This is a genomic window from Pseudomonas sp. FW300-N1A1 (assembly GCF_058789115.1).
The window spans coordinates 52,413-78,406 of sequence record NZ_JBYTBK010000001.1 but is presented as its reverse complement, the minus strand read 5'-3'; the positions used below and the strand labels follow the sequence as shown (position 1 = coordinate 78,406).

Annotated in this window: 27 protein-coding genes; 5 read left to right on the top strand and 22 right to left on the bottom strand. The window is 60.3% G+C overall.

All coding sequences use genetic code 11. The annotated features are described in order from the left end of the window. Positions 1-162: 162 nt before the first annotated feature. The 3 genes from AC3WQN_RS00415 to AC3WQN_RS00405 form a co-directional block, all read right to left on the bottom strand. Positions 163-888: an amidotransferase gene (locus AC3WQN_RS00415; RefSeq protein WP_103399337.1), complete on the bottom strand. Its 726-nt coding sequence runs from the start codon at positions 886-888 to the stop codon at positions 163-165. Positions 889-983: 95 nt separating this feature from the next. Continuing rightward, positions 984-3,128 (bottom strand): 3-hydroxyacyl-CoA dehydrogenase NAD-binding domain-containing protein, encoded by a 2,145-nt coding sequence (locus tag AC3WQN_RS00410; protein ID WP_103399338.1) that lies wholly within the window; start codon positions 3,126-3,128, stop codon positions 984-986. A 26-nt stretch (positions 3,129-3,154) separates the two neighbouring features. After that, positions 3,155-4,360 (bottom strand): acetyl-CoA C-acetyltransferase, encoded by a 1,206-nt coding sequence (locus AC3WQN_RS00405; RefSeq protein ID WP_095143716.1) that lies wholly within the window; start codon positions 4,358-4,360, stop codon positions 3,155-3,157. A gap of 608 nt (positions 4,361-4,968) precedes the next feature. Between AC3WQN_RS00405 and AC3WQN_RS00400 the strand changes: the two genes are divergently transcribed. Then, on the top strand, positions 4,969-5,775 hold the full coding sequence (locus AC3WQN_RS00400) for a c-type cytochrome (RefSeq protein ID WP_103399339.1): 807 nt from the start codon (positions 4,969-4,971) through the stop codon (positions 5,773-5,775). Between the two features lie 63 nt (positions 5,776-5,838). Here AC3WQN_RS00400 and AC3WQN_RS00395 read toward each other — a convergent pair whose 3' ends face one another. The 11 genes from AC3WQN_RS00395 to AC3WQN_RS00345 form a co-directional block, all read right to left on the bottom strand. Then, a complete protein-coding gene (locus AC3WQN_RS00395) occupies positions 5,839-6,180 on the bottom strand; it encodes a ribonuclease E inhibitor RraB (RefSeq protein WP_095078845.1) in 342 nt (113 codons plus the stop codon). A 202-nt stretch (positions 6,181-6,382) separates the two neighbouring features. Continuing rightward, complete coding sequence (locus AC3WQN_RS00390) at positions 6,383-6,619, bottom strand: hypothetical protein (RefSeq protein WP_103399340.1); 237 nt, start codon at positions 6,617-6,619, stop codon at positions 6,383-6,385. Between the two features lie 185 nt (positions 6,620-6,804). Further along, the gene (locus AC3WQN_RS00385) at positions 6,805-7,410 is read right to left on the bottom strand and encodes an START domain-containing protein (protein WP_103399341.1); all 606 of its coding nucleotides are present in this window, start codon (positions 7,408-7,410) and stop codon (positions 6,805-6,807) included. Between the two features lie 41 nt (positions 7,411-7,451). Continuing rightward, positions 7,452-7,706, bottom strand: a complete 255-nt coding sequence (locus AC3WQN_RS00380; protein WP_095078843.1) for a YkgJ family cysteine cluster protein — start codon at positions 7,704-7,706, stop codon at positions 7,452-7,454. Positions 7,707-7,863: 157 nt separating this feature from the next. Then, positions 7,864-8,337, bottom strand: a complete 474-nt coding sequence (locus AC3WQN_RS00375; protein WP_103399342.1) for a translation initiation factor 2 — start codon at positions 8,335-8,337, stop codon at positions 7,864-7,866. Positions 8,338-8,426: 89 nt separating this feature from the next. Next, on the bottom strand, positions 8,427-9,866 hold the full coding sequence (locus AC3WQN_RS00370) for an aminotransferase-like domain-containing protein (RefSeq protein WP_095078841.1): 1,440 nt from the start codon (positions 9,864-9,866) through the stop codon (positions 8,427-8,429). Between the two features lie 201 nt (positions 9,867-10,067). Beyond that, entirely contained in the window at positions 10,068-10,871 is an 804-nt protein-coding gene (locus AC3WQN_RS00365) for an OmpA family protein (RefSeq protein WP_103399343.1), read from the bottom strand. Beyond that, the gene (locus AC3WQN_RS00360; protein WP_103399344.1) at positions 10,868-11,224 is read right to left on the bottom strand and encodes a DUF4398 domain-containing protein; all 357 of its coding nucleotides are present in this window, start codon (positions 11,222-11,224) and stop codon (positions 10,868-10,870) included. The genes AC3WQN_RS00365 and AC3WQN_RS00360 overlap by 4 nt, the downstream gene beginning before the upstream one ends. Before the next feature lie 9 nt (positions 11,225-11,233). Then, positions 11,234-12,058 (bottom strand): substrate-binding periplasmic protein, encoded by an 825-nt coding sequence (locus AC3WQN_RS00355; protein WP_103399345.1) that lies wholly within the window; start codon positions 12,056-12,058, stop codon positions 11,234-11,236. An 82-nt stretch (positions 12,059-12,140) separates the two neighbouring features. Continuing rightward, complete coding sequence (locus tag AC3WQN_RS00350; protein ID WP_103399346.1) at positions 12,141-13,070, bottom strand: electron transfer flavoprotein subunit alpha/FixB family protein; 930 nt, start codon at positions 13,068-13,070, stop codon at positions 12,141-12,143. A gap of 2 nt (positions 13,071-13,072) precedes the next feature. Then, positions 13,073-13,822 (bottom strand): electron transfer flavoprotein subunit beta/FixA family protein, encoded by a 750-nt coding sequence (locus tag AC3WQN_RS00345; RefSeq protein WP_095078836.1) that lies wholly within the window; start codon positions 13,820-13,822, stop codon positions 13,073-13,075. A 545-nt stretch (positions 13,823-14,367) separates the two neighbouring features. Between AC3WQN_RS00345 and AC3WQN_RS00340 the strand changes: the two genes are divergently transcribed. Beyond that, on the top strand, positions 14,368-16,032 hold the full coding sequence (locus tag AC3WQN_RS00340; protein ID WP_103399347.1) for an electron transfer flavoprotein-ubiquinone oxidoreductase: 1,665 nt from the start codon (positions 14,368-14,370) through the stop codon (positions 16,030-16,032). A 118-nt stretch (positions 16,033-16,150) separates the two neighbouring features. Here AC3WQN_RS00340 and AC3WQN_RS00335 read toward each other — a convergent pair whose 3' ends face one another. Then, entirely contained in the window at positions 16,151-16,633 is a 483-nt protein-coding gene (locus AC3WQN_RS00335; protein WP_095078834.1) for a GNAT family N-acetyltransferase, read from the bottom strand. A 225-nt stretch (positions 16,634-16,858) separates the two neighbouring features. Between AC3WQN_RS00335 and AC3WQN_RS00330 the strand changes: the two genes are divergently transcribed. Together AC3WQN_RS00330 and AC3WQN_RS00325 are read left to right on the top strand one after the other, a co-directional pair. After that, positions 16,859-17,524, top strand: a complete 666-nt coding sequence (locus AC3WQN_RS00330; protein WP_103399348.1) for an HD domain-containing protein — start codon at positions 16,859-16,861, stop codon at positions 17,522-17,524. A 112-nt stretch (positions 17,525-17,636) separates the two neighbouring features. Beyond that, positions 17,637-18,857, top strand: a complete 1,221-nt coding sequence (locus tag AC3WQN_RS00325; protein ID WP_103399349.1) for an MFS transporter — start codon at positions 17,637-17,639, stop codon at positions 18,855-18,857. Positions 18,858-18,863: 6 nt separating this feature from the next. Here the strand turns inward: AC3WQN_RS00325 and AC3WQN_RS00320 are convergent, their stop codons facing one another. The 4 genes from AC3WQN_RS00320 to AC3WQN_RS00305 all read right to left on the bottom strand — a co-directional run bounded on the left by AC3WQN_RS00320 (position 18,864) and on the right by AC3WQN_RS00305 (position 22,046). After that, positions 18,864-19,424, bottom strand: a complete 561-nt coding sequence (locus AC3WQN_RS00320) for a DUF1285 domain-containing protein (protein WP_103399350.1) — start codon at positions 19,422-19,424, stop codon at positions 18,864-18,866. 17 nt (positions 19,425-19,441) lie between these two features. Beyond that, positions 19,442-20,047: a DUF4823 domain-containing protein gene (locus AC3WQN_RS00315; protein ID WP_103399351.1), complete on the bottom strand. Its 606-nt coding sequence runs from the start codon at positions 20,045-20,047 to the stop codon at positions 19,442-19,444. A 252-nt stretch (positions 20,048-20,299) separates the two neighbouring features. Then, complete coding sequence (locus tag AC3WQN_RS00310) at positions 20,300-21,268, bottom strand: GTP 3',8-cyclase MoaA (RefSeq protein WP_103399352.1); 969 nt, start codon at positions 21,266-21,268, stop codon at positions 20,300-20,302. Between the two features lie 139 nt (positions 21,269-21,407). Next, positions 21,408-22,046, bottom strand: a complete 639-nt coding sequence (locus AC3WQN_RS00305) for a TetR/AcrR family transcriptional regulator (protein WP_095078828.1) — start codon at positions 22,044-22,046, stop codon at positions 21,408-21,410. An 80-nt stretch (positions 22,047-22,126) separates the two neighbouring features. On the opposite strand from AC3WQN_RS00305, the gene AC3WQN_RS00300 reads away from it, so the two are divergent. Further along, positions 22,127-23,260 (top strand): aminotransferase class V-fold PLP-dependent enzyme, encoded by a 1,134-nt coding sequence (locus tag AC3WQN_RS00300; protein WP_103399353.1) that lies wholly within the window; start codon positions 22,127-22,129, stop codon positions 23,258-23,260. Between the two features lie 236 nt (positions 23,261-23,496). Here AC3WQN_RS00300 and AC3WQN_RS00295 read toward each other — a convergent pair whose 3' ends face one another. From AC3WQN_RS00295 to tmk, 3 genes are all read right to left on the bottom strand, one after another. After that, positions 23,497-24,288 (bottom strand): TatD family hydrolase, encoded by a 792-nt coding sequence (locus tag AC3WQN_RS00295; RefSeq protein ID WP_103399354.1) that lies wholly within the window; start codon positions 24,286-24,288, stop codon positions 23,497-23,499. An 86-nt stretch (positions 24,289-24,374) separates the two neighbouring features. Further along, positions 24,375-25,361, bottom strand: coding sequence for a DNA polymerase III subunit delta' (locus AC3WQN_RS00290; protein WP_103399355.1), 987 nt, complete (start codon positions 25,359-25,361; stop codon positions 24,375-24,377). Next, positions 25,354-25,986 carry a dTMP kinase gene (gene tmk, locus AC3WQN_RS00285; protein WP_103399356.1) on the bottom strand — a complete coding sequence of 211 codons (633 nt, stop codon included), beginning with the start codon at positions 25,984-25,986 and terminating at the stop codon, positions 25,354-25,356. Before tmk ends, AC3WQN_RS00290 begins: the two co-directional genes overlap by 8 nt. Positions 25,987-25,994 lie beyond the last annotated feature (8 nt).

Here is a 25,994-nt window from a genome sequence, read left to right as displayed (position 1 = left end):
GGGCCTCCAAACAGGATGAAAACGCGCGCAGCTTACGTCGCAGGGACACCAAGAGCAAACGCGGATACAACACCCCGAGTATCAATATCGGTGGTGTTCAGCACGGGTTCAGATTCAGGCCGTAGAACTCCCTCGCGGGCAAGCCCGCGAGGAGTTGATACCTCAGGAAGCGGCGTCAGGCTTGTGTGCGACAAAGCGCATCATCCACTCCGCAACGGTCGTGCCGTGATGGTCATGGGCCAGACTGGCCACGCCCTGCTGGTAGATCTGCTCGCCAAGGTTCTGCTGGCGGATGTCCAGCAACGCCCGCGAGTAGTCATGAATGAACTCCGGATGCCCCTGGAAGCACAGCACCTGGTCGTTGATGTGGTACGCCGCGTACGGGCAGAAATCGCTGGAGGCGATCACCGTAGCGTTTTCCGGTAGCGCGGTGACCTGGTCCTGGTGGCTGATCAACAGCGTCAGCTCTTCCCTCACCGGGTTCATCCAGGGCGCCTTGGCCGCCAGTTTGTAGTTGTGGGTGCCAACGCCCCAGCCCTGGGTAGCCCGCTCACTCTTGCCGCCCAGCAACAGGGCCAGCAGTTGATGACCGAAGCACACGCCCAGCAGTTTGTCGCCGCGCTCATAGCGCGTCAGCAGGTAAGTCTTGAGGGTCTGGATCCAGGGATCGGTGCCAAACGAATCGGCCTTGCTGCCGGTGACCAGATAAGCGTCGAAACTCAGCTCGTCACTTGGGTATTGGCCCTGCATCACGTTGTAGACCGTGAACTCGGCAGCGATGGGTTGCTGCGAAAACAGACGCTGGAACATCTGCCCGTAACCCTGATATTGATCGACCAGTTCCGGACGCAGGATGTCGGTTTCCAGAATGCAGATGCGTAACGACATAGAAAGTACCTGACACGATAAAGGCAATAGCGCACACACCAGAGCCTGCCTTGAAACCCGGGGTCAAGGCAAGCCCGGCGCATGCCGCTAACCGGTCAGAACCGTTCGCCGCTGGCCGCTTTTTCCAGCAACAGGGCCGGCGGTGTGAAGCGCTCGCCATATTGTTGTGCCAGATACCGGGCGCGGGCGACGAAGTCTTGCACACCGTACTGGTTGATGAACTGCAGCGCGCCACCCGTCCAGGCGGCGAAGCCGATGCCGAAGATCGAGCCGATGTTCGCGTCGGCGGTCGACAGCAGCACGCCCTCCTCCACGCAGCGCACGGTTTCGATGGCCTGTACGAACAGCAGGCGATCACGCACGTCCTGTGGCGAAATCTGCCCGTCAGCCTGCTCGAAACGCGCTTTGAGTCCCGGCCACAAGTGCTTCTGGGCACCCGCCGGGTACTCGTAGAAACCGCCACCCGCCGCCTTGCCCGGACGCTTGTACTCGTTGAGCAGCAGATCGATCACGGCAAACGCCGGATGCTCCGTCAACGGTTTGCCTTCGGCTTGCAAGTCCTTGGCGGTCTGCTGCCGGATGTGGCTCATCAGGCTGAGGGAAACTTCGTCGGAAATCGCCAATGGACCAATGGGCATCCCTGCCTTGCGCGCTTCGGTTTCGATCATCGGTGCCGCGATGCCCTCGCCGAGCATGGCGATCCCTTCGTTGGTAAACGTGCCGAACACCCGCGAAGTGAAGAAACCCCGGCTGTCGTTGACCACAATCGGGGTTTTCTTGATTTGCAGGACGAAATCGAAACCACGGGCCAGGGTTTCGTCGCTGGTGTTGGCGCCCTTGATGATCTCCACCAGTGGCATTTTTTCCACCGGACTGAAGAAGTGCAGGCCGATGAATTTCGACTGGTCCGGGACCGCGGTCGCCAGGCCGCTGATGGGCAAGGTCGAGGTGTTCGAGGCGATCACCGCGTCCGTACCGACGACGCTTTGCGCGGCCGACGACACGCGGGCCTTGAGTTCACGGTCTTCGAATACCGCTTCGATGACCAGGTCGCAACCGGCCAGGTCGGTATCCTGCTCGGTGGCCTGGATCCGCGCCAGGGTGGCGTCTCGTTGCTCGGAGCTCAGTTGACCACGGGCAACTTTCTTGTCCAGCAACGCCGCCGAATGGGCCTTGCCCTTCTCGGCCGCCGCCAGGCTGATGTCCTTGAGCACCACGTCTATCCCGGCCACCGCGCTGACATAGGCAATCCCGGCGCCCATCATGCCGGCACCCAAAACCCCGAGTTTTTTCGTCACGTGCGGCGCAAACCCTGCGGGGCGCGAACCACCGGCGTTGATTTCGTTGAGCTGGAACCAGAAGGTGCCGATCATGTTTTTCGCCACCTGGCCGGTGGTCAGTTCGGTGAAATAACGGGCTTCAATCAACTGCGCGGTGTCGAAATCAACCTGGGCGCCCTCAACCGCCGCGCAGAGGATTTTCTCTGGCGCCGGCATGCAACCCTGGGTCTTGCTGCGCAAGATCGACGGTGCGATGGCCAGCATTTGCGCGACTTTAGGGTGCGATGGCGGGCCGCCCGGGATCTGGTAGCCCTTCACATCCCAACACTGCACCGCCGCCGGGTTGGCAAGAATCCAGGCCCGGGACTTGGCCAGCAATTCAGCGTGATCCGCCGCCAGCTCGTCGACCAACCCGGCTTGCAGGGCTTGCGGCGGTCGGACTTTCTTGCCTTCGAGCAGGTAAGGCAGCGCCTTTTCCAGGCCCAGCATGCGCACCATGCGCACCACCCCGCCACCGCCCGGCAGCAGGCCTAGGGTCACTTCCGGCAACCCTATCTGCACCGAGCCGTGGTCCAGGGCCACACGGTGATGGCAGGCCAGGCAGATCTCCCAACCACCGCCCAGCGCAGCACCATTGATCGCTGCCACCACCGGCTTGCCGAGGGTTTCCAGGGCGCGCAACTGGCCTTTAAGCTGCAGCACACTGTCGTAGAAAGCCTTGGCTTCAGGCTTGCCAACCTTGATCAGTTCGTTGAGATCGCCGCCGGCAAAGAAGGTTTTTTTCCCGGAGGTGATGATCACCCCGGCGATGGAATCCTTGTCGGCCAGCAAACGCTGGACGCAGTCGGCCATGGCATCGCGGTACACCGCGTTCATGGTGTTGGCGCTCTGGCCCGGCATGTCGATGGTCAGGACCACAATCCGGTCCGGGCCCTTTTCGTAACGAATGGCATCAGTCATGAACAGGTTTCCTTGAAGTCGGGGGCTCAGTAGCGTTCGATGATGGTGGCAATGCCCATGCCGCCGCCCACACAGAGGGTTGCCAGGCCGTAGCGTTGCTGACGCACTTCCAGCTCATCGAGCAAGGTGCCGAGAATCGCGCAGCCGGTGGCGCCCAGCGGGTGGCCCATGGCGATAGAGCCGCCGTTGACGTTGACCCTGGCCGGATCGATGGCCATGTCCTTGATGAACTTGAGCACCACCGAGGCGAAGGCTTCATTAACCTCGAACAGGTCAATGTCCTCGACCCGCAGCCCGGCCTTGGCCAACGCCTTGCGGGTGGCCGGCGCGGGGCCGGTGAGCATGATGGTCGGGTCGGTGCTGGTGACGGCCGTGGCGACGATTCGCGCCCGCGGCTGCAGCCCCAGCGCCCGACCACAGGCTTCGGAGCCGATCAGCATCAGTGCCGCACCGTCGACAATTCCGGAACTGTTGCCCGGTGTATGCACGTGATGGATGCGCTCCACGTGGCTGTAGACCCGCAACGCCGTGGCATCGAAGCCCATCTGCCCGATCATCTCGAAACTCGGCTTGAGCTTGCCCAGGCCTTCGAGGGTCGAGTCGGCACGGATGAACTCATCGTGATCGAGCAAGACAATGCCATTCTGATCCTGTACGGGCACCAGAGACTTGCTGAACGAGCCGTCTGCCCGCGCCCGGGCCGCCTTCTGCTGGGAATGCAGGGCAAAGGTGTCGACGTCATGCCGGCTGAAGCCCTCGAGCGTGGCGATCAGGTCGGCGCCCACGCCTTGCGGGGTGAAATGGGTGTGCAGGTTGGTCTGCGGGTCCAGCGCCCAGGCACCGCCATCACTGCCCATCGGCACGCGGGACATGGATTCGACGCCACCGACCACCACCAGGTCCTCGAATCCGGAGCGCACTTTCATCGCGCCGAGGTTCACCGCCTCGAGGCCCGATGCGCAGAACCGGTTGATCTGCACCCCGGCGACGCTGACATCCCAGTCCGCCACCAGCGCCGCGGTCTTGGCGATGTCGGCGCCCTGGTCGCCCACCGGCGTGACGCAGCCCAGCACGATGTCATCGACCTGGCTGGTGTCGAGTTGTGTACGCTGCTGCAGGGCCCCCAGCAGACCGGCTACCAGGTTCACCGGCTTGACACCGTGCAGGGCGCCATCCGCCTTGCCACGGCCACGGGGCGTGCGTATTGCATCGAAAATCAAAGCTTGGGTCATGACATCCTCGTACTGCCGGGCAGGTGAAAGATCAGCGAGTCCTCACCTTAGGCCCAGCAGCGGCGGATTCAATGACCGAAGCGCTCAACGGCCTTGACGGTCACGCTCAGACGGACGGTAGTCTGCTATCGGATTAACCGTTTCAGGTCAGCGAACTGTCTAGCAAAAGGGCGGCAAAGCAGCTGGCAATAGGCCTCATGCTTTTTTAGTAGCGATTTTCGCTTGTTTGATACGAAATGGATCTAAACCACAGTCGGCGGGGCCCCTAAGGTGAAACGTACGAGGTTGTCGTCGGGTTTTGCCGAGGCACCCGTGATGAAGGGAATTACAGCGCTTTGCCGTCATGGAGAAATGCAGGCAAGCATTCGACGCTCAGGAAATAACAAAAAAAGGCGGTCAGCCATGTTCAAACAATCGAAAGTGCGTCAAGCCGGGCTCATTCTATTCGCCACCACGCTGCTCCTCATTTTGCCGAACCTGACCAAGGTCATCGGATAATCGGGCAGGATTGTTTGCGGTACCTTTCTGAAAAAACCGAAGTGCTCGCTTTCCGGCTCCGTGTGCGTGTGCCAACCTTGGTGACATGACCACAACCGGATGGCGATCACTTGAGAGCGCTTCTTTTGCTTGGGGCCTTGCTGCTCAGCACGCCCTTGTATGCCGCGCAACTGGTGCTCGACCTGGGCTCCGGCAGTCGCACCTGGAAAACCGAGGAACTGCTCAAGCATCCTCGGGTGCAAACCATCACCATCGTTGACGACGTCTCCTACAAGCGCACCATGAGTTATCGCGCGGTGCCGTTGGCGGCGTTGTTGACCGGCGTACAGGCCAACGACCATGTGCAGGTGGTGGCCCTGGACGGTTTCGCCGCCGAACTGTCGGCAGCGCCCCTGCTCGGCACCACCGGCGCGCGGGCGTGGCTGGCGATCGAAGACCCGGCCGAGCCGTGGCCGGCATTGTCGGAGGGCAAACCGGGCGCCGGTCCGTTCTACCTGGTGTGGACCGACCCTGAGGCTGGGCATATCAGCCCCGAGCAGTGGCCTTTCCAGGTGGCTCGCATCCAGCGCCTGGCGCCAGTCGCACAACGCTTCCCTGCCCTGCTGCCGGATCCCGCGCTGGCTACCAGTAACCCGGTGAACCGGGGCTTCGCGCTGTTCCAGAAGAACTGCCTGGCCTGCCATCGCCTCAATGGCGCCGGTGATGCGCAGTTCGGCCCGGACCTGAACATTCCCTACAGCCCGACCGAGTACTTTGGCACGGACTTCCTCAAGCGCTATATCCGCGACCCGCAAAGTCTGCGTCAATGGCCACAGGCGAAAATGCCGGGGTTTTCGGCCAGCGTGTTGACGGACGAGGAACTGACGATGCTGGTGGACTATCTGAAGCATATGGCGAGACGGAAGGTGACACCGTAACGGCAAATGAAAACGGCCGACCCTGAGGTCAGCCGTCGCTGAGTGTTGTCGCTGTTCATAGTGTTATGCGAGTAGCCCTCGTACCTCCTGCTTGACGCCCCAACCCTCGATAATGCCGCCCAATGGCCCGACCACCGCCTCGAAGTCCTGTTCGAAATCACCGATGCCGCCATAGGTGGCGTACATCACCTTGCTCAGCTCCAGATGCCAGGCGCCGTCGTCGCGCACACTGATCTGTGCATTCAAGGATTCACCGCGAAAATGTCCTGCCGCCCTGCGCGCCCGCTCCTCGTCCGGGAAAATGGCGTAGAACTCGATGGGATGGAACCGGGAAAAATCAAAACCGCCTTCTTTCATGCGGCGCAGCACGCTGCTGCTGATGTCTTCTTGATAGGCTGTGCTCATGAAACGTCCTCCTTAAACCATGGATAGACTTTCCGTACTCCCTGCGCCCGCAACCGAATGGTGAGAGCGATACGGCAAGAAAATGCCGCCGGGAAACAAGCATGTAGCTGACAAGACCAGACCTTAGCGATCCATTCGCTGATCTCGATTGCAGAGTAGCCTCAAGTCAGAGCGCCTGCCAAGGCCTGGTTGCGGGAAGGGTTCAAGAAATCAGGGAGATGCTGAGGATTTGGATGCTGTTCTGCTCTTTCAGGCTTTTGAGCGTCGGGTCCTCGATACGCCCCTCCAGATCATTGAGGTCCAGTTCGGCCGGGACCGGGAGGAGTCTGGTGCGGATCAATTGCGCAGCCTTTTCCATATCAGGCTTTTGCTCGCAGTCAAAATGCTCGACGGTTTGCACACCATGATTATCAACAAAGGTGATTGCCCACTTTTGCATCGGTACCTCCTCGATAAACCCCTCATATGGGCTTACTACCATCTCGACACCGAATCGCCAGTAATCGTTCCCGCTGTCGACGGCTGTAGGAGCAAGTATGCTCGCGATAAACCTGATAGAGACGCGTTTATTCAGTCAGTACGCGTTATCGTTCACTTCCATCGCTCGCTCCTACCGCCCAGTCCTTACTTCTCGGCACGCTCTTTCAGGGACTTCAAGGTATTGAACGGTGCATCGACCACGAACTTGTTGGCCACCATCGCCGGCACGCTGCCGCCCGGCTCGGTATGCACCTGATAGGTCACTTCGACTTGATCGCCTTTCGGGACAAACTTCCAGAACCCCTTGACCTGGGCGACCCGGACAAAGCCTTTTTCTTCCGGAATGTACTTCGGCATACCTTCGAGGTTACGGGTCAGGCTGCCATCGGCGCTCTCGACGGTAGTGACATGCAGTACCGAGTCACGCGGGGTGACCGGCCAAGGTGTATTGAACTGGGTGTAGGTCCAGCTCTGATCGCCTTCGTGCTTGAGCAGTTTCTGGGTCTTGCATTCATGAATCCAGGCACAGGCGCCTGACACATCATCCTGCAGCGCGCGCAGCTTGGCGACGGTGGTCTTCATCAGGGTGACGCCCTGATAGGACTTGTAGTCGGAGCCGGGCATTTCACTCAGGGAGATCTTGATGCCATCTTCATTCTTGGCGACCGTCCAGCTTTCAGCCTGAGCGACGGTCGAGGCCAGTACGGCGGTCAAACCACACAACACAGCGATACGATGCAGCGAACCCATAGTCTTATTCCTTATTGTTGAAAGTCCGTTCGTTGAACACACTACGCCGCGGTCATTTGCTCCCACCAACCGAGCAACCTGATCGCCTCTTCACTGCTGGTACCACAGACTTCGACATCCGCCTGAAACGAACCGCACACCGCGGGTCGTTCGGGCTGGCCGAAAATGCTGCATAGATTATCGACAGACAGTTGCACGCAACGTTCTCCCGCGGCCTTGCCATTTGGCATGCCGGGAATCGGGGTGCTGATGGAAGGGGCAATGCAACAGGCGCCACAGCCTTCTCGGCATTTCATGACGTCAAGTTCCTCGCGACGGCTAATGTGTTGAATGACATGGGCTAGAGTAACCGCTAAAACAGTCGTTTGAAATTGGCTCGATCGCGGTTTTTCACGCAAATGCGCGTGACCGGTCAGTCGTGCGACAAAGCGTCGGGGCGTTGGGTCACACCGCTCACTGATTGAACTGAAATTCCAGCGCCGCGCCCTCGACTTCCCGCCGATCCTCATTGCGCATCTGCAATTGCAGTTCGTTGGTAATCAGCCGGCCATTGAGCTGAAATTTGCTTTCTTCCTTGGGTTTTTCACCAAACAGCGGCGGCAGCAAGGGGGCTCGCCTGACCAGGGGCAGGCTGCCAATCGGCTGCAATTGCCTGACCATATCGGATGGCAGACTCAAATCCACATTGGTCGATGGCAGCTCAGTGGTCCTGACCACCTCACTGGCGGCCCTGGATTTGGAGGCAATAGGCGGGCGCTCTTTTTGCGGTGCCGGCTTCTTCGCCGCTTGCGCCTGGTTCACCGGCTCAACTGTCGTTGCAGCAGTGCTCACGGTACTTTGCTCAGCGGATGCCGCCAGCGCCTCATCCGGGTTCAAGACACTCAACAGGCAAGCCAACACCAGACCAGCAGGAAAAATCGCGTTCATGACCCTACAGCACTAACGGCAGAGGGCCATATGCTCGCTTGTTGCAAGGTCGCTGACAAGCGCCCATCGCGATTGACCCGGTCCGCCCCTCAAAAGCCGCTGGCGGTTTCCTGGCAAAGCTGGGTGGCAAGCATGCCGAGCGTCATCAGCGCGCGCTCGGCCTCACGGTTCCAAGGCGTCCCGCAATTGAGGCGGATGCAGTGGTTGAACTGCTCGGTGTTGCTGAAAATCAGCCCTGGCGCGATGCTGATGCCCTGCTGCAACGCCCGCACATGCAGCTCCTGGGTATTGACCCGCCCCGGCAGGCTGACCCACAGGATGAATCCGCCCGTGGGCCGGGTCATCTGCGTGCCTTCCGGAAAATACTGCTGCACGGCCAACTGGAAGGCGCTGAGGTTCTTGCGGTATTCCTGGCGAATGTAACGCAGGTGCCGATCGTAACCGCCGTTCTCCAGATAAGCCGCGATCCCCATCTGCGTCACGCTGCACGCCGAGTGCGTGCTGAAGGTCTGCAAGCGCTGGATTTCCTGCTGATACTTGCCGGCAATCATCCAGCCGATGCGCACGCCCGGCGACAAAGTCTTGGAAAAACTCGAGCAGTAGATCACCCGATCCAGCCGGTCATAGGCCTTCAGGGACTTGGTGCGCCCCTGCTCGAACATCAATTCGCCGTAGATATCGTCTTCGACCACCTGGATATCGAAATCCGACGCCAGGCGCAGCAGTTGTTTCTGCCGCTCTTCGGGCATGGTGCCGCCCAATGGGTTGCTCAGGCGCGTGGTCAGCACCAACGCCTTGATCGACCATTGGTTGGCGGCCAGCTGAAGCGCTTCCAGGCTCATGCCCGTGGCGGGGTCGCTGGGGATCTCGATCACCTTGAGCCCGAGCAGGTCGGCCAGTTGCAACAAACCGTAGTAGGTCGGCGACTCCGCGGCGATCAAGTCGCCGGGACGGGTCAATACCCGCAGGGACATCTGCAAGGCATCGACACAGCCGTGGGTAATTACCACTTCGCTAGGATCGACCACTACCCCGGCATCACGCATGCGGATCGCCACCTGGCGCCGCAAGGGCTCGAAGCCCGGGCTGAACATGTAACTGAACGCCCGCGGACTGTGAAAGCGCGTGACCTTGGCCAATTGCTGGTGCAGTGCCCGTACCGGCAGGTAGTCGACACTGGGCACCGCGGCCCCCAGCGGGAACACCCCTTCGCGGCGCGATTCCACCAACACTTGCTGAATGATGCTGCTGCGGGTCACCAGGCCAGGACGCTCGACACGGGCGATATCCGGGGTCGGCGCTGTCAGTGCCGGAGTCTGGTGCACGTAATAGCCCGATTGCGGACGCGCGCGGATCAGACCCTGATCTTCGAGATTGGCATACGCCTGAAGCACGGTCGCATGGCTGACATTGAGCTGCGAACTCATCTTGCGTACCGAGGGAACGCGTTCGCCGGGCTGATAGACCCCGCGCCGGATATCCTCAGCGAGCTGCTGAGCGATACGTTGATAGAGCAAAAGATTGGTCATGACGCAGCACTCGATTTCACGGGCATTTTATTCTTGTGTGAAACACTACCGGAACAGTTTGGAAGTGTACTGGGACAGTTACTACAATAGTCGACCATACAGTGCAGTGTCAGCAAAAACTGTACTGTTTTGTGGAGCCTTTCGCAGGCATAAAAAAACCCGGCACCTCTGAGGGGGCCGGGTTTTCCAGTGACGCCGACCTTAGCGGGCGGCGCCTAGCTGGCCTTTTTCATCGGAGAAGACAATTTCAACCCGACGGTTCTGCGCGCGGCCGCGCTCGGACGCGTTGGCCTCTACCGGGTATTCATCGCCGTAGCCTTCGACTTGAATGCGTTTATCGTCAATCCCCAGGTCCATCAGCATGTTCGCCACTGCCTGGGCACGATCGCGGGACAGTTTACGGTTCTCCTGCTTGCCCCCCGTGCTGTCGGCGTAGCCCTCGATGCGGACCACGCGCTTGGGATTGAGCTGCAGGAACTGGACAATCTTCAATACGGTCCGGTTGGCCGAACTTTTCAGCTCCGCCTCACCGGTGTCGAACAACACATCCCCGAGCGTCATCACCAGGCCACGATCGGTCTGGGTGGTCGCCAGGCTGATGATTTGCTCTTCCAGCCATTTGCCCTGTTGCTGCACGCTGAGCAACTTGGCTTCGCGCAACGCCAGTTGCAGGCGCTGACGCTCCAACTCAAGCTTGGCCGCCCGCTCCTCATTGAGCACTTTCTCGCTGTGCTGGCGGGCAATTTCGCTGTAGCGCTGACTCAGGTAGGCGTAGTGCTGTACATCGGCACCACTGCCCCAGTAGCTGGACAGGCGATCGGCCCGCGCCAGGGACTCACCGGCACGAATCACGTCCTTGGGGGCAATGCGCAATACGTTCGAGTCTTCCTTGACCTTCTGGAAGTCGGCGCTGGCCTGTTGCAACGCAACGTCACTGTGCTGGCCCGCACAACCGTAAAGGCCGAACAGCAACACCCCACCCAGTACCCCGCTCTTCAGGTTCATTGGGCGTCTCCCAGCTGCTTGCGCAGACGAGCAATGCGGGTATTGAGCACGTTGAGTTGTTCCTGGCTTTTCAGGGTCAAAACCTTGGCCTCTGCCAGGCGCGCATCCAGCTCGGCCTGTTCGGCCTGCATGCGGGCATCCTTGAACGACTGATCGGCCATATCGGCCTTGGCCCGGCTGTACTTGCCTTCAGCCAGTTTCAGCTCGGGCACTTCCCCGGCGGTTGCCCCGACGGCGGCGGCCTGTTCCAGGGCCTGCCCGGTCAGACGCATTTGTTCATTCGGCGCCGGATCGGCTGCACAACCCGCCAGAGCCGTAACGGCCAGGGCAGCGAAAAGAGGTCGAATAGTCACTAAAAATCCCTACTGTTTTGGGGTGCTGACGGGCTGTTTCAAATGTGCTTTCCAGCGCTCCAGATTGCGCTGTAGCACAGCCTCCGTCAGACCGGACGCGGGCAATTCTGTCATCTTTTTGGCCAACTGTCCGCGCAACCATGGATCGTTGCAGGCCGAGTTGTGAGAAATGGCCAGGAACAGCCCGGGTTTGTCGATCGGTTGCGGGTCAGCCTGCACATCGTTGGCGATGCTCAATGTCTGTGCCATGGCCATCCCGGCATAGCGTCCGGCCAGGACGTACTCCACTTCACCCAACACCAGCTTCTGAAAGGCCTGGGTCAGGTTTGGCGTACTCACCAGGGTCAATTGCGACCGTGCGAACGCCTCGAAGGCCTGGGTCAACCGCGCCTGTTGCGAAACCGCGCCCGTGTGCCCGCTCAAGTCCTTCGCCTCGGTGTAGTCCAGGGTCGAGCCAATGCGAGTCCACACCAGGTAGTCGTTGCCTGCCAGCGCCGGATGAATGTAATCCAGCGACTCCAGCTGCTGGGTCATCAATGACGCGTCCGCCAGCATGTCGATGCGTCCGCTGCGCACCTCCTCGATTGCCTGTGAGCGCTTGCCGGCGTAGCGCAGCTCGACGATGAGCCCCAACTCCCCCGCCACCTGCCGCAGCAGGTCGGCGTTGCTGCCGATCAAGTGCGCGGGATCCTGCGGGTCCTGCCACAGATACGGTGGCGCATCCGGGCTGCCGGTCACCACCAGGCGTTCGCACTTGCCGGCTGCGACCGACAGCGCCGGCCATAACAACAGGCTCACCAGCATCGACCAACCGCTCAAGCGATGCATCTCCATGGCATGTTTCCCCACTCTGTAAATCGCAGACAATAAAAAACCCGGCCAGAAGGCCGGGCTCTTTATAAGTCAAGCCGCTGGATTAGACCAGTTTCTCGAACTCAGGGATGGCTTCGAACAAGTCCGCCACCAGGCCGTAATCGGCCACCTGGAAGATCGGCGCTTCTTCGTCCTTGTTGATCGCAACGATCACTTTGGAGTCTTTCATGCCGGCCAGGTGCTGGATCGCGCCGGAGATACCGACGGCAATGTACAGCTGTGGAGCAACGATCTTGCCGGTCTGGCCGACCTGCATGTCGTTGGGTACGAAACCTGCGTCGACCGCGGCGCGGGAAGCACCGACAGCAGCGCCCAGCTTGTCAGCCAAGGCGTACAGGTGTTTGAAGTTGTCGCCGTTCTGCATGCCGCGGCCGCCGGAAACGACGATCTTGGCAGCGGTCAGTTCCGGACGATCGGACTTGGCCAGCTCTTCGCCAACGAAGCTGGAGATACCCGCGTCGTGGGCAGCGGCAACGGCTTCAACAGCCGCCGAACCACCTTCAGCCGCTACCGGGTCGAAACCGGTGGCACGCACGGTGATCACTTTGACTGCAGCGTTGGACTGCACGGTAGCAATGGCGTTACCGGCATAGATCGGGCGCTTGAAGGTATCGGCGCTTTCAACCGAGATGATCTCGGAGATCTGGTCAACGTCCAGTGCCGCAGCAACGCGCGGCAGGATGTTTTTGCCGTTGGAAGTCGCGGCGGCCAGGATGTGGCTGTAGCCTTTACCCAGCTCGGCGACCAGCGGTGCCACGTTTTCCGGCAGCTGGTGAGCGTAGGCTGCGTTGTCGGCGACCAGTACTTTGGCCACGCCAGCGATTTTTGCAGCGGCTTCAGCCACGGCACCAACGCCTGCGCCTGCAACCAGGACATGGACGTCGCCACCGATTTTAGCGGCGGCCGCCACGGTGTTCAGCGTGGCCGGGGCCACTGCTTTGTTGTCGTGTTCAGCGATTACCAAGATAGTCATGATTAGATTACCTTCGCTTCGTTTTTCAGTTTCTCGACCAGTTCAGCCACCGACTTGACCTTGATACCCGCGCTGCGTGCAGCCGGCGCTTCGACTTTCAGGGTCTTGTTGGTAGAGGCGGTGGAAACGCCCAAAGCTTCAGGAGTCAGCACTTCAAGCGGCTTCTTCTTGGCTTTCATGATGTTTGGCAGGGACGCGTAGCGCGGCTCGTTCAAACGCAGGTCGGTGGTGACAATGGCCGGCAGTTTCAGGGAAACCGTCTGTGCACCGCCGTCGACTTCACGCGTCACGGCAACGGAGTCGCCAGCGACTTCGACTTTCGAGGCGAAAGTGCCCTGACCATAGCCGCTCAAGGCAGCCAGCATCTGGCCGGTCTGGTTGTTGTCGCTGTCGATGGCTTGTTTGCCAAGGATCACCAGCGAAGGCTGTTCCTTGTCGACAACGGCCTTCAACAGCTTGGCAACGGCCAGGGAAGTCAGGTCTTCGGCGGATTCGACGAGGATGGCGCGGTCGGCACCCAGAGCCAGCGCGGTGCGCAGTTGCTCTTGAGCGGTGGACGGGCCGATGGAGACGACGACGATTTCAGTCGCAACACCCTTCTCTTTCAGGCGTACGGCTTCTTCCACTGCGATTTCGCAGAAAGGGTTCATCGACATCTTGACGTTAGCGAGATCGACGCCGGAGTTGTCCGCTTTGACGCGAACCTTGACGTTATAGTCGACCACTCGTTTGACAGCTACAAGAACCTTCATGGATTCCTCGTTACTCTCCGGTGAAAAGAAAGTCGCCTAGGCGAACCTGGCGGTTGATGCTCAACGGCGCAAGGGCACCTCTAAAAACGCCGGCATGTGAATGGGTGACCCTGCTCACGAGAGGGATGACCGTTCGTCAGCGACGACTGATCGGCCAGGTCTTTTCGCAGCGTGTAAACTTCGCACCGAACCCTCGTTGCGCGTCACCTTGTACAGCCTTCGCCCTGTCTTTAGAGGTGCTCTTGAAACCAACAGTCAGCCTACGGCGAGCGCAAAACCGCCCGTATCTTGACCGGAACGCCTATTCTGGTCAATACGGCAAAATGGTCAGTTATAAGCCGCGCTTCTTTGATTTATCTGGCTTTCAGCAAATTCAAACAAACGTTTGTATTGGACGCTGGGAGTGGTGTAGATATAATGCGCCACCTAGAGAGAAAGGTGGTGGATCGATTGTCCCCTGCCCCGCAATGCGGAGCAATTCATCGATGCGACGCCAAACCTCCAATTAGAAAAAAAACTGTTGAGCCTTGAGTAGGAGATAACCTGTGGAACGCGAATACATGGAATTCGACGTGGTCATCGTCGGTGCCGGCCCCGCTGGTCTTTCCGCCGCCTGCCGATTGAAGCAGAAGGCCGCCGAAGCCGGTAAGGAAATTAGCGTCTGCGTGGTCGAAAAAGGCTCCGAAGTCGGCGCTCACATTCTTTCCGGCGCGGTGTTCGAGCCTCGGGCCCTGAATGAATTGTTCCCTGATTGGAAAGCGCTCGGCGCACCGCTGAACACTCCGGTCACCCGCGATGACATCTTCGTCCTGAAGAATGAAGATGGCGCGATCAAGGTTCCAGACCTCCTTGTGCCCAAGACCATGCACAACGAAGGCAACTACATCATCTCCCTGGGCAACCTGTGCCGCTGGCTGGCCCAGCAGGCCGAGAACCTCGGTGTAGAGATCTACCCGGGCTTCGCCGCCCAGGAAGCCCTGTTCGACGAAAACGGCGTGGTTCGCGGGATCATCACCGGCGACCTGGGCGTTGACCGTGAAGGCAATCCCAAAGAAGGCCTGTACACCCCGGGCATGGAACTGCGCGGCAAGTACACGCTGTTCGCCGAAGGCTGCCGTGGCCACATCGGCAAGCAACTGATCAAGCGCTTCAACCTCGACAGCGACGCCGACGCCCAGCACTACGGCATTGGCCTGAAGGAAATCTGGGAAATCGACCCGGCCAAGCATCAACCAGGCCTGGTGGTGCACACTGCCGGCTGGCCGCTGGACATCATGGGCACCGAAAACACTGGCGGCTCCTTCCTCTATCACCTGGAAAACAACCAGGTGGTGGTCGGCCTGATCGTCGACCTGTCCTACAGCAACACCTACCTGTCGCCGTTCGACGAGTTCCAGCGCCTTAAGCACCACCCGGTACTCAAGCAATACCTGGAAGGCGGCAAGCGCATCAGCTACGGCGCACGCGCCATCTGCAAAGGCGGCCTGAACTCGCTGCCGAAAATGGTCTTCAAGGGCGGCGCGCTGATCGGTTGCGACCTGGGCACCCTGAACTTCGCCAAGATCAAAGGCAGCCACACCGCCATGAAATCCGGCATGCTCGCCGCCGATTCGGTGGCCGATGCCCTGTTCGCAGGCTCTGAAGGCGCGGACGAACTGACCAGCTACGTGGAGTCGTTCAAGTCCAGCTGGCTCTACGAAGAACTGTTCGCCAGCCGTAACTTCGGCCCGGCGATCCACAAGTACGGCGCCATCGTCGGTGGCGGCTTCAACTGGATCGACCAGAACATCTTCGGCGGCAAACTGCCGTTCACCCTGCACGACACCAAGCCGGATTACGCTTGCCTGAAGCTGGCGGCCGACAGCAAGAAGATCGACTATCCGAAACCGGACGGCAAACTCAGCTTCGACAAGCTCAGCTCGGTATTCATCTCGGGGACCAACCACGAAGAAGAACAGCCTTGCCACCTGAAGCTGGCCGACGCGAGCATCCCGATCAGCAAGAACCTGCCGCTGTACGACGAGCCGGCGCAGCGCTACTGCCCGGCGGGCGTGTATGAAGTGATCACCCAGGAAGACGGCGAAAAACGCTTCCAGATCAACGCCCAGAACTGTGTGCACTGCAAGACCTGCGACATCAAGGACCCTGCGCAGAACATCACCTGGGTGGCACCGGAAGGTGCCGGCGGCCCGACTTACCCGAACATGTAAGTCGTACGCTTGAACAAGAAGGGCTCCCGAACGGGGGCCCTTTTTCGTTGGACGGCCTTGGATTGACCGGGCTTGCCGGGTTTCACGCCGCCTGATGCGCGACCTGCGCCGCCGATAATCAACGACCCTCGGCGAAGTCGCGTAACACGTTGCCATCCATGCGATAGCGCACCCACTCTTCCTGTGGTTGCGCGCCGAGGGATTCGTAGAACTCGATCGCCGGTTTGTTCCACTCCAGCACACTCCACTCGAAACGGCCGCAGTCGTTAGCGCAGGCGATTTTCGCCAAGTGGCGCAGCAACAGTTTGCCGGCGCCACCACCGCGCTGCTCGGGGGTGATGTACAGGTCTTCGAGGTACAGGCAGTTACTGCCCAGCCAGGTCGAGTAGCTGAAGAAAAACACCGCGAAGCCGATCGGCAATCCGTCGCGCAGGCAGATCAGGCCATGGGCGGTGGCCCCCTCACTGAACAGGCTGCGCTCGATGTCGGCCACACTGGCGATGACTTCATGACGGGCCCGCTCGAAATCGGCAAGCTCGGTGATGAAGGCCAGGATTTGGGGGGCATCGCTGGGTGTGGCCGGGCGGATCTCGATCGACATGAACGTCCCTTGAGAACGATTGAAAACGCCATACTATGTCGGTAATCAACGTTCGTCACATACCGCCTCAAAACTTGATACAGACATCAATGAACAGCCGTGGCGAGGGAGCTTGCTCCCGCTGGGTTGCGTAGCGACCCCAAAGCCAGTCACCGCGGTGTTTCAGCGAAGCCGGGCGAGAGCCCGCTCCCTCGCCACACATGTGTTCTGCACAAAAGGATTTTCATGAACCTCGCCATCTTCGCGCCACTGCAAAGCCTCGCCTCAGCCTTGCTGCCCCACGCCCTTGAGCCGTCCGAAGACGGTGCTCACGATCTCTCGCACTTACAGCGGGTGTGGCATAACGCTCAGCGGCTTCAAGCCGAAGAAGGCGGCGATCTTGAGGTGCTGTTGGCCGGTGTACTGCTGCACGACTGCGTCGCGGTAGAGAAGAACTCGCCGCTGCGCTCACAAGCCTCGCGACTGGCGGCAGAAAAAGCCATGCCCCTCCTGCGCCAACTGGACTGGCCAGAACCCAGGGTACGAGCCGTTGCCCACGCTATCGAGGCCCACAGTTTCTCGGCGAACATCACTCCCGTCACCCTGGAAGCGAAAATCCTTCAGGACGCCGACCGCCTCGATTCCCTCGGCATGCTCGGCGTGGCGCGCACGTTTTACATCGCCGGGCGCATGGGCAGCACGCTTTACGATGCCACGGACCCCTTGGCCCGCACACGGGACTACGACGACAAGCGTTATTGCCTCGATCACTTCCAGACCAAGCTGCTGCACCTTGCCGACGGCTTTCAGACGCCGTCCGGCCAGCGTCTGGCGCGCCTGCGTCACGAACGCCTGCAACGTTTTCGCGACGACCTGCTCGAAGAAATCGGCTTGACCGCAAGTAACACCTGAACGCATTACTCCGCATTCTGCTAATCCTGAAACCGCCAACCGCAGAACATACGCCAGCGTCGCACGTGGTATCCAAGCCTCCGATAACACCCACCGTTCACGAGACTTGCCCATGCCCACTCGCACCACCCCGGATCCTGTCGTATCAGGAAAGCTGTTTGGCCTGTTCTGCGTTGCCAGCTACCTGCTGTCGTTGTCTTACGGTTCGACCTTTCTGCTCTCGCTGCTGATCAGCTCACGGGGCGGTAACGAGCACGATGCCGGCAGTGTGATTTCAGCTGCAATGCTCAGCACCTTCGCCGCCGTGATCCTTTCCGGACACTTATCGGACCTGCTCGGCGCGGCGCGCTCGATTGCGCTCTTCGGCGGGCTGCTGATACTGGCTAGCCTGGGCTTTGCCCTGACACCGGGATTTGGCGATACCCTGCTGTTTTTCGGGCTGACGCTCGGGCTGGGCTGGGGCGTTTTCTACACCCTGGGGCCGATCATCGTGGCGATGCTGGTCGCGCCAGCACAACGCACCAGATACTTCGCACTGCTGTCAGGCAGCATGATGACCGGTATCGGTTCCGGGCCACTACTGGGGCGCGCAGCCAGCGCACTGGGTTATCCGGTCACCAGCGCGTTTTACCTCGCGGCGCTGGCCAGCCTGATTGGCGCCGTGCTGTTCTGGCGCCTGGGTGCCGCGCTGAAACAGCGCCCGAACCAGTTGGGCACGACGGCGATTTCACGGATTGGTTGGACATCCGCCATACGCGTGCTGTCCTCCAGGGCACTGTTCCCCATCATCATGGTCGGCCTCGGCGGTTGTGTGTTTGGTGGGTTATCGAGCTTCCAGACCAGCTACGCCGCCTCCCGCTCGCTGGACTATTCGCTGTTCTTCCTTGGCTTCACGGGCGCCGCCATCACCAGCCGCTTGCTGATCGCCGGCTGGGTGGTCAAGCGTGATCCATACTGGGCGTCCTGCCTGTTGTCGGGGCTGATGGTGGTGTCGCTGCTGATGTTCTGTTTCGTCGTCGACGATGCCTTCACGTACTGGATGGCAGCCGTGGTGCTGGGAATCGGCTACGGCCTGACCTACTCGGTGATCAATGGGCTGGCCGCCAACGAAGCACCGGCGGGCGGCACGTCGCAAGCCTTGCTGTTGTTCAGCCTTGGCTACTTCGTGGGAGTATTCGGTTTTCCGTTGCTGGCAGGCAGGATCATCGTCGAACAGGGCTTGCCAAGCCTGCTGCTGAGCGTGTTGGCGCTGGCCTTGCTGAATTGGTCGATTACCCTGGGCCGCTTGCTATGGCGTCGGGCAACCGCCAGCAAGGCGCTGCAAACGGTGTAGTCCGGATCAGGGTTCCAGGCCGATACGGAAGAACTCGCCGCCGCTCCACACACCCAACCAGCGCTGGCCGTCGATCTCGCGGGTCACGGCCAGCTCGACCAACTGATAGAACACGTTGCGATGGATCAGGGCTTGCAGATTGGTGCGCACATGCACATAGGGCGCAGGCTCCTGAGTGACCGGGTCGATCACGACATGCAACGGGTGCTCAGGGCCGGCCTCTGTCAACTCGTCGACGTTGGTGGTGAAGCGCAGCACCTGGGTCTGGCCCTCACCTTCGACGTCCAGCGTCACCGCCACAAAGGGGGCGTCGTCGACCTTGATCCCGACCTTCTCCACCGGAGTAATCAGGAAGTAATCATCGCCGTCACGGCGAATGATGGTGGAGAACAACTTGACCATCGGCTTACGCCCGATCGGCGTGCCCAGGTAAAACCAGGTGCCGTCGCGGGCGATGCGCATGTCTATGTCGCCACAGAAGTCGGGGTTCCACAAATGAACGGGCGGCAAGCCTTTGGACTTGGGGATTTGCCCCAGCAGATCGTTAGCTTTTTGCGAACCACTCATGTTGCTCTCCCGGTGAACTACTGATCGCTCAGGCCCAGCAGGCTGCGAGCGTATTGCGCAAGCGGCGGGCCCAGCAGATCTTCTGGCCTGTTGTCATGGAACGTCAGTAAACCGCCACGACTCTTGATCCGTGCAGTATCAATCAAATAGCGGGTGCTGGTCTCGATCAACATGATCTGAATCACCCCGCTGTCGATCCCCAGGCGGTCCACGGCCTCCTGGTCAAGCCACTCGTCCGAGTTGCCGATGCGGTCATCGGCATTGGCGAAGCGGGTGTACAGCAGGTAATGGGCTCCGAGGTCGCGGGCCTCGCCCATGGCGGCATCCAGGCCTTCAGGGCCTGCGGCGCGGCGCACCATCGGGAAATATTCGATAAAGCCCTTGAAGGCCTCTTCGGCGACCACATTCTGTCGCGGCTCGGCACTGCCCGGCGGCGCGAACGGGCCTTGGGCAATGTAGATGAACGAGTCTGGCTGAATACGCAGGTTATTCACGCGACGGCTGTCGCTGTGATCGAGCAGACCCGCATCGCTCATGTGGTAGCGAGCCTCTTCGCCCATGTCGCTGACATTCATGCAGCCGCCAAGCGCCAAAACGGCCAGCAGCAAAACCAGGCTACGCATCCTACCCTCCAGAAGCCGGTGACGGAAAACCGGCGAATCTTTGCAGGATGCAGCTTCCGCGCCAGTCCTTGAGTCCATGGAAAATTCCGGTTTGATAATACGAACTTGTGGCGAGGGAGCTTGCTCCCGCTCGGCGGCGCAGCCGTCGTAAACCGGGGGAATGCGGTATCTCTGACAACACGCGGGAGAATGGCTTTATTGGGGCCGTTTCACGACCCAACGGGAGCAAGCTCCCTCGCCACAAAAGCCCGGTCAGCCGCCGATGATCTTCATCACCGTGGCCCCACCGGAAAACGCCACTTCCTGCTTGTCGCCCAAGGCTTTTACCAGCAGGCGCTGGAGCGCGGGCAATGCCTGGTGGCGCGGTTTGTCCAGCAAGTCGCCAACGTAGTGGCGGTTGCTCGATGACAGGCAGCCATGCAGCCAGCCCGTGGACGACAGGCGCAAACGCGAACAGGTGCGGCAGAACGGCACGCTTTCGTTGGCGATCACGCCGAAATGGCCATGACCGGGGATTTCATAACGCACCGCCGTGGCATCCACGGGGGCGTCGGCCTGCAGGTACTCGTACCGCTCGCCAATCAGGCTGAGCAACTGCTGAAGGCTGACGAACTGTTGCAGGAACGCGTTTGAATCACTGGCCAAATGGCCCATGCGCATCAGCTCGATGAAACGCAACTCATAGCCACGCTCCAGGCAGTAATCGAGCAATGGCAACACTTGATCGAGGTTCTGCCCACGCAACGGCACCATGTTGACTTTGATCTTGATGCCGGCCGCACGGGCCTGCTCCATGCCATCGAGCACGGTTGCCAGATCGCCGCCACGGGCAATACCGCGAAACGCGGCAGCGTCCAGGGTATCAAGGGAAACGTTGATCCGCCGAATGCCGGCATCCACCAGCAGGGGCAGCTTCCTGGCCAGCAGTTGGCCATTGGTGGTCAGGCTGATGTCTTCAAGCCCCATCTGCCCCACCGCCGTCATGAAGGCTTCCAGCTTGGGGCTCACCAACGGCTCGCCACCGGTGATGCGCAGACGCTCGATGCCGGCGGCTTCGATCAGATAGGCAACGCCGCGGGCCATGGCTTCGGCCGACAGTTCATCCTGCGCAGCCACCAACCGCTTGCCATTAGGCACGCAGTAGGTACAGGCGTAGTTGCAGGCGGAAGTCAGACTGACCCGCAAATTGCGGAAGCGCCTGCCTTGTCGGTCAACAATCATGGATCACTCCGGCGGAAGTCGATGCGGAAAAGCTAAAACTTGACTCACAAATCAAGTTTTAGCAATACCTAAGCCTGAGTATATTCCCGGGGCACTGCGCCATACAGGGAAACATGGCGCAATAAGGCTGCTGAATGGATCAGCTGCCTGGCGTGTCGGTATCGCGCTTGCGCTTGTTACCCATGCGCACGCCGATATCCATCAGGAACTGGAAGAAACCTTCCTGATCTTCCAGCACATTGCTCCAGAACGGCGAGTGATACAGCGCCACGGCGCCGTGCACCAGCGCCCAGGATGCGCAGAAGTGGAAATACGGCGGCACGTCTTCGAGCTTGCCTTCGCTGATGCGGCCCTTGATCAACAAGGTCAGGCGATCAAAATTGGAGGCGCGAATCTTGTGCAGCTCCTCGACCATCTCCGGCACCTGGTTGCCCTTGACCACCTTCTCTTCCAGGCGATCGAACAACCGGTAGCGCTGCGGATCGCGCATGCGGAATTCGAAGTAGGCCCGGGACAGGGCTTCCTTATCCTTGTCGACATCGGCAGAGTGCAGCAGCTCGTTCAGGTCACGCTCGTAGTCGAGCATCAGGCGCAGATAGATCTCCGCCTTGGACTTGAAGTGCTTGTAGATGGTGCCTTTGCCGATACCCACGGCATCAGCGATCATCTCGACGGTGACACTGTCTTCACCTTGTTCGAGGAACAGCTTGAGCGCGGTGTCGAGAATTTCTTGCTCGCGGCGACGAAACTCACGGACCTTACGAGGTTCTTTATGCATAAGAAAAAGGTCTGTAGGGGTCAAAATTCGAAGCCGCGTATTATGCCTAAATTGCGCCAAATTGCACGGATCATCCGACCATGACTACGTTTCTTGATGAATTTGTACAGGCTCCGGGCCTGCGTTATTTGAATCATGCGGCCGTTGCCCCCTGGCCAAACCGCGCCGCGACAGCCGTGTCGCGCTTCGCCCAGGAGAACGTTTTACTGGGTGCACGTGACTATCCGGACTGGATGGCATTGGAGCAACGCCTGCGCGAACGCCTGAAACGACTGCTAAACGCGCCGTCGACAGATGATATCGCATTGGTCAAAAATACTTCAGAGGCATTGTCTTTTGTCGCCTTCGGACTGACCTGGGCCAGTGGTGACCAGATCGTCATCAGCGATGAAGAATTCCCGTCCAACCGTATCGTCTGGGAGGCCTTGACCGCCCAAGGCGTGGAAGTGGTCCAGGTCAGCCTCAAGGGCGACGACCCGGAGGGTGCCTTGTTGACTGCCTGCGGTCCACGGACCCGCCTGATGTCGGTCAGCGCGGTGCAGTTCGCCAGCGGCCTGCGCCTGGACCTGCAGCGCCTGGGCGCCGGTTGCAAGCAGCAGGATGTGCTGTTCTGCATCGACGCCATCCAGCAACTGGGCGCCCTGCCCTTCGATGTCCAGAGTTATCAGTGCGACTTCGCCATGGCCGACGGCCACAAATGGATGCTGGGGCCAGAAGGCCTTGGGGTGTTCTATGTGCGCAGCGACCTGCGCGAGCAGTTGAAGCTGCACGAATTCGGCTGGCACATGCTCGAACACATGGGCGATTACAACCGCACCACCTGGGAACCGGCCAAAAGTGCCCGACGTTTTGAGTGCGGCAGCCCGAACATGCTGGGGGTCATGGCCCTGGAAGCCAGCCTGTCGTTACTGGAAGAAGTCGGCATGGAACAGGTTGCCGCCCTGATTGCCGAGCGGGTGCAATGGCTACAGGAGGGGCTCAGCACCATTGCCGGGGTGAAACTGCACAGCCCGTTGAATCCGGCCCGGCGCGGCGGGATTTTCTCGTTCAGTATCGACGGCATCGATAATCAGGTGCTTTACGAGACCCTGAAAGCCCAGCAAGTGGTATGTATTCCACGCGGCCCCGGCATTCGTTTCTCTCCGCACTTCTACACAGAAAAGCGCGTGATCGACGAAACTATCGCCATTATTGCCTCCATCGCCAGGCAGTGAGAACTCAAGCGAAGCGGCGGTATTCCAAATTTGTTTAAGAAACGCGGGGGGCAAACTGGACGAGGCGCAATACTGATCAATACTTGAAATGTCGACGCGTCATCTCCCCCAAGTGGCGTGTCGATATAGGTACCAATGGACTGCGTGCCTTTGTTTTACTCCTAATGGTCTTAACCCGGATTCACCCCCCAGAACCCGGGTTTTTTTTGCCTGCGATTTGAGCGCCAGACCGTCTTTTAGCCAACCGACCTGACGTGCGCCAACGGAAACAGCCGCTTGAAGTTCTCGGTGGTCTGTTCGGCGAAACGCTCATAAGACTCTCCGCGCAGCATCGCCAGGAACTCTGCCACTTCCCGCACGTATTGCGGCAGGTTTGGCTTGCCGCGATACGGAATCGGCGCCAGGTACGGCGAATCGGTCTCGACCAGCAGCCGGTCTGCGGGCACCTTGCTGGCCACATCGCGCAGGGCATCGGCATTGCGGAAGGTCACGATCCCCGACAGCGAAATGTAGAAGCCCAGGTCCAGCGCGGCCTTGGCCATGTCCCAGTCTTCAGTGAAGCAATGCAGTACGCCGGCCTGGGGCAGCGCGGCTTCACGCAACAACGCCAACGTATCGGCACGTGCGCCGCGGGTGTGGACGATCACCGGCTTGCCCGTCTGTTGCGCGGCGTGCAGGTGCAGCCGGAAGGACGCCTGCTGCAAATGGGCCGCCTCAGGCTCGTAGTGGTAGTCCAGGCCGGTTTCGCCGATGGCCACTACCCGCGGGTGGTTGAGCTCCTGCAGCAGCCAGTCCAGCGCGGGAGCTGCGTCCGGCTGCACATCCAGGGGATGAACCCCCACCGAACAGTCGACGTCGTCATAGCGCTCAGCGAGCGCCTTGACGTCGGCGGCGTTATCGACACTGACGCCGATGCACAGGAAATGCCCGACCCCACGCTGGCGTGCCGCTTCAAGTGCGGCATCCAGGGAGCCGTCATGTGCGGCGAGATCGAGACGGTCGAGATGGCAATGGGAATCTACGAGCATAAAAGGCTGAAACTACATCCTGTGAGAGGGGACGGTCGACCTGGGTTCGGCGACCGGACGGTGTTCATTCATGCAGGCGGCCGGGATCATCGCTGGCCCGGCAAACCTGTCCACTGCACCAGCAAGGCTTCAAGCAGCAGCACACGATTGAGATTAGCCTTGCTCAGCACCTTCTGTCGCTGGGCAAGGATCCAGTCCTGAATAGTCAGGACCTTGTCCTTCGAGGACTTCTGCGCCAGGTACTGCACCACCTTGCGCATGTCCGCCAGGCCAAGCCCGGCCTCGTCCTGGGTCAATTGATAACGCAGAATCAGGTTCGACCAATCACAGAACCAGTCGAACAGCAGTAACAGCGGGATCGCATTCCAGCCTTCAGCCAGTTGCGTGGGCGACTGCTGCTGCTTGAGCAACTTCTTGACGCCGTCGACCACCAGCGCACGCTGCTCGCGCACACCCTGGGCCTGCAAGGTGACCGCCGCCAGGGGTGAACCCGCCGCCAGGGTCAGCAGTTCGACGCGCTCGTCTTCGCTGCAGTCGGGCAAGGCCGTGGCCAGCCACGCAAGGCTCATGGCCTCGCTTGGCAGCGGACAGGCTTGCTGCACACAACGACTCTTGATCGTCGGCAGCAACCGGCTGGTCTGGTGACTGACCAACAACAACACGGTATCGCCCGAAGGCTCTTCGAGGCTTTTGAGCAAGGCGTTGGCCGCGTTGATGTTCATCGACTCCGCCGGCTCGATCAGCACCACCTTGCGCCCGCCCAGCTGTGCGGTCTGCACCACGAAACCCACCAGTTCGCGGACCTGGTCGACCTTGATCGCCTTGTCCGCCTCTTCCGGCTCCAGGATGTAGTTATCCGGGTGGCTACCCGCCTTGAGCAACAGGCAGGATTTACACTGCCCGCACGCGTCCAGACCTTCAGGCCGCTGGCACAGCAAACGCGCCATCAGGCGTTCGGCCAAGGCTCGCTTGCCAATGCCCGCAGGACCGTGGAGCAGATAGGCATGAGCATGCTGCGCACGTCCAGCCAGTTGCTGCCAGAGGCTGTCTTGCCACGGATAGGCTTCAGCCACGATGACGCTCCAGCAGTTGCGGCATCAGCGCGTCCAGCGCTCGCTGAACCTGGGCCAATGGCTGTGAAGCATCCACCAACAGGTAACGCGCGGGATCGACTGCCGCGCGCTTGAGAAACGCATTGCGCACGGCGTCGAAAAACACCCGGCCTTCCAGCTCGAAACGGTCGAGCCGACCACGGGCACTGGCGCGTGCCATACCGATTTCAATCGGCAAGTCGAACACCAGCGTCAGGTCTGGACGCAGGTCACCCTGGACAAAGGTTTCCAGGGTAGCAATTCGCTCCAGGGACAACCCACGGCCGCCACCCTGATAGGCGTACGTGGAGTCGGTAAAGCGATCGCACAGCACCACGGCCCCGCGCGCCAGCGCCGGGCGAATCACCTCGGCCAGGTGCTGCGCACGCGCGGCAAACACCAGCAACAGCTCGGTATCCGGGTTCATGACTTCGTCGACGGGTGCCAGCAAGACATCGCGGATGCGCTCGGCCAGCGGTGTACCGCCAGGCTCGCGAGTCAGCACGACCTCGATGCCCTCGGCACGCAGGCGTTCGGCCAGGTACTCACGATTGGTGCTTTTGCCAGCGCCTTCCGGGCCTTCCAGAGTTATAAACAAGCCAGTCACAGGCAGTC